11 protein-coding genes and 1 pseudogene are annotated in these 12,019 nt (G+C 67.6%); 4 read left to right on the forward strand and 8 right to left on the reverse strand.

Annotated elements, in window-relative coordinates; translation table 11 throughout:
• Positions 1-35: 35 nt before the first annotated feature.
• A complete protein-coding gene (locus ABD05_RS22730) occupies positions 36-956 on the reverse strand; it encodes a LysR family transcriptional regulator (protein ID WP_047902317.1) in 921 nt (306 codons plus the stop codon).
• A gap of 136 nt (positions 957-1,092) precedes the next feature.
• Here ABD05_RS22730 and ABD05_RS22735 point away from each other — a divergent pair, with 136 nt between their 5' ends.
• Positions 1,093-1,866, forward strand: a complete 774-nt coding sequence (locus tag ABD05_RS22735) for a transporter substrate-binding domain-containing protein (RefSeq protein WP_047902318.1) — start codon at positions 1,093-1,095, stop codon at positions 1,864-1,866.
• A gap of 65 nt (positions 1,867-1,931) precedes the next feature.
• Positions 1,932-3,047 (forward strand): succinylglutamate desuccinylase/aspartoacylase family protein, encoded by a 1,116-nt coding sequence (locus ABD05_RS22740; RefSeq protein WP_047902319.1) that lies wholly within the window; start codon positions 1,932-1,934, stop codon positions 3,045-3,047.
• 220 nt (positions 3,048-3,267) lie between these two features.
• On the opposite strand, the gene ABD05_RS22745 is transcribed toward ABD05_RS22740, so the two are convergent.
• Positions 3,268-4,056: an IclR family transcriptional regulator gene (locus ABD05_RS22745; RefSeq protein WP_047902320.1), complete on the reverse strand. Its 789-nt coding sequence runs from the start codon at positions 4,054-4,056 to the stop codon at positions 3,268-3,270.
• Positions 4,057-4,367: 311 nt separating this feature from the next.
• Here ABD05_RS22745 and pcaF point away from each other — a divergent pair, with 311 nt between their 5' ends.
• Complete coding sequence (gene pcaF / locus ABD05_RS22750) at positions 4,368-5,570, forward strand: 3-oxoadipyl-CoA thiolase (protein ID WP_047902321.1); 1,203 nt, start codon at positions 4,368-4,370, stop codon at positions 5,568-5,570.
• Positions 5,571-5,678: 108 nt separating this feature from the next.
• Here the strand turns inward: pcaF and ABD05_RS22755 are convergent, their stop codons facing one another.
• The 4 genes and pseudogenes from ABD05_RS22755 to ABD05_RS37825 form a co-directional block, all read right to left on the reverse strand.
• Positions 5,679-6,179 carry a 2-thiouracil desulfurase family protein gene (locus ABD05_RS22755; protein ID WP_422389499.1) on the reverse strand — a complete coding sequence of 167 codons (501 nt, stop codon included), beginning with the start codon at positions 6,177-6,179 and terminating at the stop codon, positions 5,679-5,681.
• A 101-nt stretch (positions 6,180-6,280) separates the two neighbouring features.
• Complete coding sequence (locus tag ABD05_RS22760) at positions 6,281-6,841, reverse strand: GNAT family N-acetyltransferase (protein WP_047902323.1); 561 nt, start codon at positions 6,839-6,841, stop codon at positions 6,281-6,283.
• Positions 6,842-6,891: 50 nt separating this feature from the next.
• A pseudogene (locus ABD05_RS22765) lies at positions 6,892-7,173 on the reverse strand (SAM-dependent methyltransferase); the annotation flags it as partial.
• A gap of 144 nt (positions 7,174-7,317) precedes the next feature.
• Positions 7,318-7,500, reverse strand: a complete 183-nt coding sequence (locus tag ABD05_RS37825; protein WP_141685100.1) for a hypothetical protein — start codon at positions 7,498-7,500, stop codon at positions 7,318-7,320.
• Here ABD05_RS37825 and ABD05_RS22770 point away from each other — a divergent pair.
• Entirely contained in the window at positions 7,499-9,043 is a 1,545-nt protein-coding gene (locus ABD05_RS22770; RefSeq protein ID WP_047902324.1) for a methyl-accepting chemotaxis protein, read from the forward strand. The genes ABD05_RS37825 and ABD05_RS22770 overlap by 2 nt on opposite strands.
• 115 nt (positions 9,044-9,158) lie before the next feature.
• Here the strand turns inward: ABD05_RS22770 and gabD are convergent, their stop codons facing one another.
• Positions 9,159-10,628: an NADP-dependent succinate-semialdehyde dehydrogenase gene (gene gabD / locus ABD05_RS22775; RefSeq protein WP_047902325.1), complete on the reverse strand. Its 1,470-nt coding sequence runs from the start codon at positions 10,626-10,628 to the stop codon at positions 9,159-9,161.
• An 82-nt stretch (positions 10,629-10,710) separates the two neighbouring features.
• Complete coding sequence (locus tag ABD05_RS22780; RefSeq protein WP_082146273.1) at positions 10,711-11,994, reverse strand: 4-aminobutyrate--2-oxoglutarate transaminase; 1,284 nt, start codon at positions 11,992-11,994, stop codon at positions 10,711-10,713.
• Positions 11,995-12,019: the final 25 nt, after the last annotated feature.

The raw sequence follows: 12,019 nt of genomic DNA on the forward strand, positions 1-12,019 counted from the left end.
GTTGCCGGCGACGGGCGGCAGGCGGCAACGCGCGTCTACCGTCCGCGCACCATCCTTAAGTACGACGCGAGCATCGTCGCGAGTTCCTGCGCGGCCGGCGCCAGCGGCACGGCCGCGCGCTGCAGCAGGCAGACGTCTTGCGATTCCGCGTGCTCGCGCACCGGCACCTTGGCGAGCGCGCCGGCGAACGGCCCGTGCCGCGTGATGGCTTCGGTTTCGAGCGCAAGGCAATCGGTTTGCGTGACGAGCTGCAGCGTCTCGAACATCCCTTCGACGGTCGCGAGGATCTTCGGCGGCGGCTGGCCGTGCGCGTCGAAGTACGCGAGCAGCCGGTTGACGACCGGGTCGGCGCTCAGGTTCGGCGAGCGCGTGGACACCCACGCGTAGCCGGCCAGTTCGGCGAGCGATTGCGCGTGCATCGCCGGATGCCCGGTGCGGCACACGACCACCGGCGCCGACGCATGCAGCGGCGTGACCGCAAGGTCGGTCGTGTCGGTCTGCTTCGCGACGTGCGAGATCGCGAAATCGATCGCACTTTCGCGCAGCCAGCCGATCATCATGCGCGACGTGCCGGTGCGCAGGTGCACGTCGACCTTGTCGAAGCGCGCGCGAAACGCGGTCAGCACGGGCGCGAACGCGTCGATCAGCGGTTCGGTGACGAGACCGAGCGTGACGGTGCCTTCGTATGCGCCGCTCAGTTGCCGGATTTCCCGCTCGACCTGCTCGCATTCGCTGAGGATCGAACCGGAGCGCGCGAGCAGCCGCTGGCCGACGGCCGTCGGCACGATGCCGCGATTGGTGCGCGTGAACAGCGTCGCGCCGAGCGTCGCCTCGAGGCTTTGCAGTTGCTGCGTGACGCCGCTTTGCGCGAGATCGAGCGCACGCGCCGCGGCGCGCAGGCTGCCGTGCTCGACGACGGCCTGGAAGATGCGAAGCTGGGACAGCGTGAACGCCATGGGCAAGCGCGATGCCGGTGATCGGAAAGAGTGATCATGATAAGGCAGCCGATGATTCCGGCGGCGGCGCGTGCGCACTACGATCGCTGGCAGTCCGGCTCATGCCGCTTGCCCCTCTTCCTGCCTCCCGTCGACCATGAAACGCTTCCTCGTCCCGCTCGTTTCCCTGTGCCTCGGATTGGCGGCCACGTCCGCCAGCGCGCTCGACACGCATGTCGTGCGCGTCGGTATCGATCCGACCTATCCGCCGATGGACGCGAAGGCGCCCGACGGCAGCCTGAAGGGCTTCGACGTCGATCTCGGCAACGAGATCTGCCGTCGCGCACAGTTGCGCTGCCAGTGGGTCGAGCTCGAGTTCTCCGGGATGATCCCCGCGCTGCAGGCGCGCAAGATCGACGCGATCCTGTCGTCGATGGCGATCACCGAGAAGCGCGAGAAGCAGATCCTGTTCTCGTCGAAGCTGTTCCGTTTCAAGTCGCGGCTCGTCGCGCGGCCCGGGAGCGGGCTCGGCAGCGCGGCGGCGTCGCTGGCCGGCAAGCGCGTCGGCGTACAGTCGGGCACGCAGTTCGAATCGTGGGCACTCGCGCACTGGGCGCCGGCCAGCGTCGGCGTGGTGCCGTACAAGAGCCAGGACGACGTGTTCGCCGATCTCGTCAACGGCCGGCTCGACGCCGCGCTGCTCGGCGCGGTGGAAGCCGATTACGGGTTCCTGCGCCAGCCGCGCGGCAAGGGCTTCGCGTTTGTCGGCGCGCCGCTCGACCTGGGCGATCGCGGTGTCGGCATCGGCATGCGGCAGTCCGATACGGCGCTCAAGGCGTCGATCGACGGCGCGATCGCGTCGATGCTGAAGGACGGCACCTACGACAGGATCGCGAAGCAGTACTTCGATTTCAACCCGTACGGCGACTGAGCGCCGTGCAGGCCGGGTTCCCCGACTCCTCCGATTCCTCCGCTTTCATCCGTTCGAGACCATCGATGCAGATTCGCACCACGCCGCTCCTGTCGCCGTCGATCGGCACGCAGCGCACGCTGACGAGCTTTCATTTCGGGCCGGCCGATACCGGCCGCAAGATCTACCTGCAGGCCGCGCTGCACGCGGACGAGACGCCTGCGATGCTCGCGGCGTTCGTGCTGAAGCAGCGTCTCGCGCAGCTCGACGCCGAAGGCCGGCTCGCGGCCGAGATCGTGCTCGTGCCGGTCGCGAACCCGGTCGGCCTCAATCATCATCTGCTCGGGCAATTCATCGGCCGTTTCGACCTCGCGAGCGGCCGCAACTTCAATCGCGGCTTCCTGCCGCTCGCGGAAATTGCCGCGCGTGCGCGCGACCGGCTCGGCGATGACCCCGAACGCAATCGCGCGATCGTGCGCGAATGCGTCGGCGCGGCGCTCGACGAGATCGCGCCGCGCACCGAATTCGACGCGCTGCAGCTCGCGCTGCTGAAACTGTCGCATGACGCCGATGTCGTGATCGACCTGCATTGTTCGCTCGAAGCGGTGATGCACGTGTACACGAGCGACACCGCGTGGCCGGAGGTCGAGCCGCTGGCGCGCTATCTCGGCGCGGACGTGTCGCTGCTCGCCGAGGATTCCGGCGGCCATGCGTTCGACGATGCGCATCACCTGCTGTGGTCGCAGTTGCGGCAGCACTTGCCGGACGGCACGCCGATGGCGGCCGGCACCGTGGCCGTGACAGTCGAGTGCCGCGGCCAGCGCGACGTGACGTATGAATATGCGGAACGCGATGCCGATGCGCTCGTCGACTATCTGGTGTGGCGCGGCGCGGTGCAGCGCGAACGCGCGCCGCTGCCGCCGCTTGCCGCGCCGGCTACGCCGCTCGCGGGCAGCGAGCAGTTCTACGCGCCGGTGAGCGGGATTCTCGTGCACCGTGCGGCGATCGGCGCGACGATCCGCGCCGGCGATCCGCTGTTCGACATCGTCGATCCGCTGACGGATGCGATCACGACAATCTCGAGCGGGACCGATGGGGTGTTCTATATGCGCCGCGCGATCCGTTTCGTGACGGCCGGTGCGCCGCTCGGCCGCGTGACGGGCACGGTGCCGGTGCGCACGGGGATGTTGCTCGGCGCGTGACGGGTGCGACGGGCACCGTGTGCCGATAGGCGCCGTGTAATTTCGTTCTTGTCAAATTGACCAGGCTTCCGCGCGTCACTAAATTGTGCGGCGCGGAGTTTGCTCCGTGTTCCGTGAGAAGAACGTTGCAACAGAGTCAGAGTTGGCGGGCAGCTTGCGCTGTCCGCCTTTTTTCATGAGTGAATTGTCGTATCGCTGATACGACAATCGAGCTGGACGCTCACCCCCGCCGCGCCACCAGCTCCGACACCGTCTGCGCGGCCTGCTGCAGCGGCCCGAGAAACTCCTTCACCATCTGCTTCGCGGTATGCCGCTGCGCGTTGCCGCTGATGTTCATCGCCGCGATGATCTGCCCGCGCCGGTTGCGGATCGGCGCGGAGATCGACATCAGGCCCACTTCGAGTTCCTGGTCGACCACGGCCCAGCCCTGCTGGCGCACCTGCGCGATCGTCGCCTTCAGTTCGCCGAGGTCCGTGATCGTGCGCGGCGTATGTGCGCGGATGCTGCTCTGCGCGAGCGTTTCGTCGAGCGCCGCGTCGTCGAGCGCGGACAGCAGCACGCGGCCCATCGACGTGCAGTACGCGGGCAGCCGGCTGCCGATCGACAGGTTGATCGTCATGATCTTGTGCGTCGGCACGCGCAGCACGTAGACGATCTCGGTGCGGTCGAGCACGGCGGCCGAGCAGCTTTCGTGAATCTGCGCGGACAATTGCTCCATCACGGGATCGGCGAGATTCCAGAACGGCATCGACGTCAGGTACGCGAAGCCGAGCTCGAGGATCTTCGGCGTGAGCCGGAACAACCGGCCGTCGGCGTCGACGTAGCCGAGCGTCTGCAGCGTGAGCAGGATCCGGCGCGCGCCCGCGCGCGTCAGGCCGGTAGCCGACGCGACCTCGGTGAGCGTCTGCTCCGGGCGTGCCGCGTCGAAGGCGCGGATCACCGCGAGGCCGCGCGCGAACGACTGCACATAGGAGTCGCCGGGTTTCGTCTGAGTGTCTTCGGGTGTCATGAGCGGTTGGAATATCGTGCAGCCGAGAAGATAGCGCATGGGGCCTGACACGCCAACCGCACGGCGGACCGGGCGCTTGACAGGTCGTCCCCGCACTCCCTATGATGCGTTGAGCGTTCGATACACGATCTTATGTTCGTATATAGAACATTTAAGCGCATCCCGGCGGGCAATGCAAGGGGCGCGCCCCGTTCATTTCCCAGCCTTGCATGTGGCCGGAGCCAGCGCTAGCGCGCCCACGCCGGCCGACCGCGAAGCCATGGGACCGGAGTAAGCGCCGAAGCGCCACCTCCGGCCGACTGGAGACACTGATGACCGAAGCTTTTCTGTGTGATGCGATCCGTACGCCGATCGGGCGTTACGGCGGTGCGTTGTCCGGCGTGCGCGCCGACGATCTCGGCGCGGTGCCGCTCAAGGCGCTCGTCGAGCGCAACCGCGACGTCGACTGGACGGCGATCGACGACGTGATCTACGGCTGCGCGAACCAGGCCGGCGAAGACAACCGCAACGTCGCGCGCATGTCGGCGCTGCTCGCGGGCCTGCCGCAGGGCGTGCCGGGTTCGACGATCAACCGGCTGTGCGGTTCCGGGATGGATGCGGTCGGCGTAGCCGCTCGGGCGATCAAGTCGGGCGAGGCCGCGCTGATGGTCGCGGGCGGCGTCGAGAGCATGACGCGCGCGCCGTTCGTGATGGGCAAGGCCGCGAGCGCGTTCGCGCGTCAGGCCGACATCTTCGACACGACGATCGGCTGGCGTTTCGTCAATCCGCTGATGAAGCAGCTTCACGGCGTCGATTCGATGCCGGAGACGGCCGAGAACGTCGCGGTCGATTACAACATCAGCCGCGCCGACCAGGACCTGTTCGCGCTGCGCAGCCAGCAGAAGGCCGCGCGTGCGCAGCAGGACGGCACGCTCGCCGAGGAAATCGTGTCGGTCACGATTGCCCAGAAGAAGGGCGATCCGGTGGTCGTGTCGCGCGACGAACATCCGCGCGAGACGTCGCTCGAAACGCTCGCGAAGCTGAAGGGCGTCGTGCGCCCGGACGGCTCGGTGACGGCCGGCAACGCGTCGGGCGTCAACGACGGCGCCGCCGCGCTGCTGCTCGCGAACGAGGAAACCGCGAAGCGCTTCGGCCTGACGCCGCGTGCGCGCGTGCTCGGCATCGCGACGGCCGGCGTCGCACCGCGCGTGATGGGCATCGGCCCCGCGCCGGCTACGCAGAAGCTGCTCGCGCGGCTCGGGATGACGATCGACCAGTTCGACGTGATCGAGCTGAACGAGGCGTTCGCGTCGCAGGGTCTCGCGGTGCTGCGCATGCTCGGCGTCGCCGACGACGATCCGCGCGTGAACCCGAACGGCGGCGCGATCGCACTCGGCCATCCGCTCGGCGCATCGGGTGCGCGTCTCGTGACGACCGCGATGTATCAGCTGCATCGCACGAACGGCCGCTTTGCGCTGTGCACGATGTGCATCGGCGTCGGCCAGGGCATCGCGATCGCGATCGAACGCGTCTGATACGCGTGACGCGGAGAAGCGGCCGGACCTGCGCCGCTTCGCTGTTTTTCCGCCTCACCGCTCCCCGAACGATGCGCGGCACGACAATCGTCGTGCCGCGCATTGTCGTTAACCGGCCTGCGATATCTGCCTGAGGCGCGCGTCGAGCGCGTCGATCTCGGTGTCCGCGAACACCTCGATGCCGTGCTCGCGCAGCAACGCCGCCGTGACACCGGCGCCCGCATGCCGCCGGTTCGCGAAACTCCCGTCATAAATGAAGGTGCTGCCGCACGACGGACTGCCGTCGGCCAGGATCGCGAAGCGGCAATCGTGCGCGCGCGCGAGTGCCAGCGCGGTTTGCGCGCCGGAGACGAACGGCGCCGTCACGTCGGTGCCGTTCACGTCGACGATGCGTGCGGCGCCCGACAGAACCCGCTGCCCCGATTCGCCATCCGCGATTTCGGCGGGCGGGCGCGGCACGCTGAAGCCGCCAGCCAGTTCGGGGCAGACGGGCACGAGACGCCCTTCGCGCTGCCACCGTTCGAGCGCGTCGTGCGCGGCGGCCTTGGCCGAGCCGTTGTAACGCACCGGATGACCGACCACGCACATGCTGACGAGGATCTTCGGCATGGCCTGCGGCTGCGGTTCGTTCTGCAATTTCGCTCTCCGTGATCGCTGATGGCAGCTGTGGCAAAGCGGGAAATTCTACGCGTCGCACGCGTGCCGGTGCGTCAGGCCGTCGGTCCTTCCAGATGAATGTCTTCCGGCTCGAGCGCGTACAGCGCCGGGTCGGGCGATGTGCTGACCGTAAAGCCGAGCCGCAGGTAGAAGTCGATCGTGCGCTGCGACGGCGTCGCCGACACATACAGGCGTTCGGCACTCATCGCGCGCGCCTGCGCGCGGGCCGCGCGATAGAGCTGTTCGCCGAGCCCGCAGCCGCGCCAGTCGCGGCTCACATGCAGGAACTTCAACTGCAGCATGTCGTGTCGCGGGCCGAGCGGGCGGCTGTCGACGACGACCGTCGCGACGAGCCGCGCGCCGTCGAACATGCCGAGGAACCAGCCGCCGCGATCGTGGCAGTCGAGCAGGATCGGCGTGTAGTGATCGGCTTCGCCGGCGGGCCAGCCGTCGACATCGTAGAACTCCGGAACGAGATGCAGCGCGCCGTCGCGCAGCACATACAGGTGCTCGATGATCTCGCGCCGGTCGATGGTCCACACGAGCGGCACCTCGTCGCGCGCGAGTGTGCGTGCGCAAAGCGCGTCGCGTTCGGCGGCGGTACGGCGCGTCATGCGGCCACCCGGTGCGCGGCGATCGCATGCATCAGCGGCAGGCGCGGCATGTCGGCGTGCTCGAACCGCGCGAAGCCGATCGCTTCGTCGCAGATGTCGACGCCCGTCGCATCCGCGCCGTCGCGCACGAGGCTCGGCGTGTCCTGCCCCGCGTTGCACTGCAGGTGCAAAAGCCGCAGGCCCGTGACGTCGCCGGGCAGTTCGCGTGCTTCCGGAAACAGCATCGAGCCGCCATCGCGGAAAAAGGCGGCCTGATCGCCTTTATGGCTGTTATGCGCGGCAGTCGCCGTATTCCAGGACAGCCGATTCAGTTCGTGCAATGCCTTTTTCATCGAATTCGAATACCGGTTGAATGGAGCAGGATAGATCGAATCGTTTCGCCGCGCGCAATGACTGCCGGTATTGGCGCGTCATGCGGCGTTTCCGGACAGCGCGTTGTGACATCCGGATAAACGCGCGCGGCGATTATCGCCGGATTATTTGATCGAAATCATGGCGGCGGCCGAATTGCATATTTTATGCGCGGCAAGGGTAAGGTTTTCGGCCGGATTGCCGACAGTAAAGACGAAGACCGTCGTAAAGCGATCAACCGTTTTTCGGCTACTGAGCGTGATTTCAGCGCGGCGCGGACGACAGATCCGCCTTTCGGAGCCTTGCATGCGCAACAACCAGCCTGTTACCCAACAAGAATTCGATTTTCCCGACGACGTCACGCTGATGTCGACGACCGATGCCGACGGCACCATCACGTACGCGAACACGACGTTCGCGCAGGTGAGCGGCTTCTCGAACGAGGAGCTCGTCGGCCAGCCGCACAATGTGGTGCGCCACCCGGACATGCCGCGCGAGGCGTTCGCCGACATGTGGGCGACGCTCCGGCGCGGCGAGCCGTGGACCGCGCTCGTCAAGAACCGCCGCAAGAACGGCGATCATTACTGGGTGCGCGCGAACGCGATCCCGGTGATGCGCAACGGCGAGCCGCAAGGCTACATGTCGGTGCGCACGAGGGCGCCGCGCGACGAGTCCGAGACTGCCGACGCGCTGTATCGCGCGTTTCGCGAAGGCAAGGCGGGCCAGCGCCGGTTCCACAAGGGGCTCGTTATCCGCACCGGGCTGCTGCGCATCGCGTCGCTGTCGCAGACGATGTCGGTGCGTGCGCGCGTTCATGCGGCGCTGTGCGTGCTGGCGCCGGTTGTCGTCGGCGCGGGCTGGGCATGCGGGCTGGCCGGCGGCGGGCTCGCGGCATTTGCCGGCGTGACGGTCGGCGTGACGGCTACGGCCGGACTATGGCTCGACGCGCAGATCGTGCAGCCGCTGAAGCGGCTGCACGACCAGGCGCTGAACGTCGCGACCGGCGAGAGCCGGCGCGGCGTGCGGATGAACCGCGTCGACGAGATCGGGATGACGCTGCGCACGATCAACCAGCTCGGGCTGATGTTCCGCTGGCTCGTCGACGACGTCAGCGAACAGGTGCACAACGTGCAGCGCGCGAGCAACGAGATCGCGCAGGGCAACAACGACCTGAGCGCGCGCACCGAGCAGGCCGCGTCGAGCGTGCAGGAGACGGCCGCGTCGATGGCCGAGATGACAGCGACGGTCGACAGCAACGCGGAAACCGCGCTGCAGGCAAACCGGCTCGCGGTATCGGCGAGCGATGTGGCCGAGCGCGGCGGAAAGGCGGTGAGCGAAGTGGTCACGACGATGAACGACATCACCGACAGCTCGCGCAAGATCGCGGACATCATCGGCGTGATCGATGGCATCGCATTCCAGACCAACATCCTCGCGCTGAATGCGGCGGTCGAAGCCGCGCGTGCGGGCGAACAGGGGCGCGGCTTCGCGGTGGTCGCGGGCGAAGTGCGGGCGCTCGCGCAGCGCAGCGCGAATGCGGCGAAGGAGATCAAGACGCTGATCGGCGCGAGCGTCGAGCGGGTCGAATCGGGCGCGAGGATCGTCGACGGCGCGGGCAAGACGATGGAGGACATCGTCACGCAGGTGAAACGCGTATCGGACCTGATCGCGGAGATCAGTTCGTCGACGGCCGAGCAGAGCACGGGTGTCGCGCAGGTCGATCAGGCGGTCGTGCACCTGGACAACATCACGCAGCAGAACGCGGCGCTCGTCGAGCAGAGTACGGCGGCGTCGGAGAGCCTGCAACAGCAGGCAACGCGGCTTGTCGATGCGGTGAACGTGTTCCGCTGATTGAGGGGGCGCGAGGTGACGCGGGCGCGACGGAGAGGGGTGCCGGCCCGCGTCGGACCGCCCGGTTCCGGCCGGGCGGTCAGGGCCTGTCGCCGAAGCGGCAGGCCCTGAACCGTCAGACGGCGAGGCAGAGGTACTTGATCACGACGTAGTCGTCGATGCCGTAGTGCGAACCTTCGCGGCCGAGGCCCGACTGCTTGACGCCGCCGAACGGCGCGACTTCGTTCGAGATCAGGCCCGTGTTCACGCCGACCATCCCGTATTCGAGCGCCTCGGCGACCTTCCACACGCGACCGATGTCGCGGCTGTAGAAGTACGCGGCCAGACCGAACTCGGTGTCGTTCGCGAGGCGGATCACCTCGTCGTCGCTGCCGAACTTGAACAGCGGCGCGAGCGGCCCGAACGTTTCTTCCTTCGCGACCTTCATCGCCGGCGTGACACCCGTCAGCACGGTCGGCTCGAAGAAGCCGTGGCCGAGCGCGTGGCGCTTGCCGCCCGTCACGACGGTCGCGCCCTTCGCGAGCGCGTCCTCGATGTGCGCCTCGACCTTCAGCACGGCCGCTTCGTTGATCAGCGGGCCTTGCGTGACGCCCGGCTCGGTGCCGCGACCGACCTTCAGCTGGCCGACCGCCGCCGCAAGCTTCTGCGCGAACTGGTCGTACACGGCTTCATGCACGTAGAAACGGTTCGTGCACACGCACGTCTGGCCGCTGTTGCGGTACTTCGACGCGATCGCGCCCTGCACGGCCGCATCGAGATCGGCGTCGTCGAACACGATGAACGGCGCGTTGCCGCCGAGCTCGAGCGAGACCTTCTTGACCGTCGCCGCGCATTGCGCCATCAGCAGGCGGCCGACCGGCGTCGAGCCGGTGAACGACAGCTTGCGCACGATCGGGTTCGACGTCAGTTCGCCGCCGATCGCCTTCGGGTCGCCCGTGACGACGCTGAACACGCCGGCCGGCACACCCGCGCGCTCGGCCAGCACGGCCATCGCGAGCGCGGAGAACGGCGTCGCCTCGGCCGGCTTCACGACGATCGGGCAGCCTGCGGCGAGCGCCGGGCCGACCTTGCGCGTGATCATCGCCGCCGGGAAGTTCCACGGCGTGATCGCCGCGCACACGCCGATCGCTTCCTTCGTCACGACGATGCGCTTGTCGCTCGCCGGCGTCGGGATCGTGTCGCCGTACACGCGCTTGCCTTCTTCCGCGAACCATTCGAGGAACGACGCCGCGTAGCCGATCTCGCCCTTCGCCTCTGCCAGCGACTTGCCTTGCTCGGTCGTCAGGATCAGCGCGAGGTCGTCGGCGTTTTCCATCATCAGGTCGTGCCACTTGCGCAGGATGACCGCGCGTTCCTTCGCGGTCTTCTTGCGCCACGCCGGCCATGCGGCGTTCGCGGCGTCGATCGCGTGACGCGTCTCGGCCGTGCCCATCGCCGGCACGGTGCCGAGCAGGCCGCCCGTCGCCGGGTTGCGGACTTCGAACGTCTCGCCGTTCGTTGCGCCTTGCCATTCGCCGTTGACGTACGCCTGCTGGCGGAACAGCGACGGATCCTTCAGTGCCAGGGTTTCTTGAACAGTGCTCATGCCGGTGTCTGCTTTGAAGATGACGGATGAAAAGGCCGCCGCCGTCTCGACGACGGCGGCGGCGCATTCAGTGGACGGGAACTCAGGCCGGCACGCCGACCGTTTCCTTCAGCACTTCCTCGAGGATCACGAGCGCTTCGTCGAACACGGCCTCGGGAATCGTCAGCGGGAACAGGAAGCGCACGACGTTCGAGTACACGCCGCACACGAGCAGCAGCAGGCCGCGCTCGAGCGCGCGCGTTTGCACGCGCTTCGTGAATTCCGCATCCGGCTCGCCCGAACCCGGCTTCAGGAACTCGACCGCGATCATCGCGCCCGGGCCGCGCACGTCGGCGATCTGCGGCACGTCGGCCTGCAGCGCGCTCAGCTTCGCCTTCAGCACGTCGCCGAGTTGCGTGGCGCGCTCGCACAGCTTCTCTTCGTCGATGATCTCGAGCACCGCGTGCGCCGATGCGACGGCCAGCGGGTTGCCCGCGTACGTGCCGCCGAGGCCGCCGGGCGCTGCCGCGTCCATCACGTCCGCACGGCCGACGACGCCCGACAGCGGCATGCCGCCCGCGAGGCTCTTCGCCATCGTGATCAGGTCGGCCAGCACGTCGTAGTGCTGCATCGCGAACAGCTTGCCGGTACGCGCGAAGCCCGTTTGCACTTCGTCGGCGATCAGCAGGATGCCGTGTTCGTTACAGATCTTGCGCAGCGCGCGCACGAATTCGGCCGGCGCCTGGTAGAAACCGCCTTCGCCCTGGACCGGTTCGAAGATGATCGCGGCGACGCGCTTCGGATCGATGTCGGCCTTGAACAGCATCTCGATTGCCTTGATCGAGTCGGCGGTCGTCACGCCGTGTACGGCGTTCGGGTACGGCGCGTGGAACACGTCGCCCGGGAACGGGCCGAAGTTCAGCTTGTACGGGGCGACCTTGCCGGTCAGCGCCATGCCCATCATCGTGCGGCCGTGGAAGCCGCCCGAGAATGCGATGACGCCCGGACGGCCGGTCGCGGCGCGCGCGATCTTGATCGCGTTCTCGACGGCTTCGGCGCCGGTCGTGAAGAACGCGGTCTTCTTCGGGAAATCGCCCGGCGCGCGTGCGTTGATCTTCTCGGCCAGCTCGACGTACGACGCGTACGGGACGATCTGGTAAGCGGTGTGCGTGAAGTTGTTCAGTTGATCCGCGATCGCCTTGACGATCTTCGGGTGGCGGTGGCCCGTGTTCAGCACCGCGATGCCGGCGGCGAAATCGATGAAGCGGCGGCCTTCGACATCCCACAGTTCCGCGTTCTCGGCGCGGGCTGCGTAGAAATCGCACATCACACCGACGCCGCGCGGGGTAGCGGCGTTCTTGCGGGCCTGCAGGTCGGCATTCTTCACGGTCATCTCCTTGATGTTCTGTCCG

This window comes from Burkholderia pyrrocinia, from assembly GCF_001028665.1.
GTDB lineage: Bacteria > Pseudomonadota > Gammaproteobacteria > Burkholderiales > Burkholderiaceae > Burkholderia > Burkholderia pyrrocinia.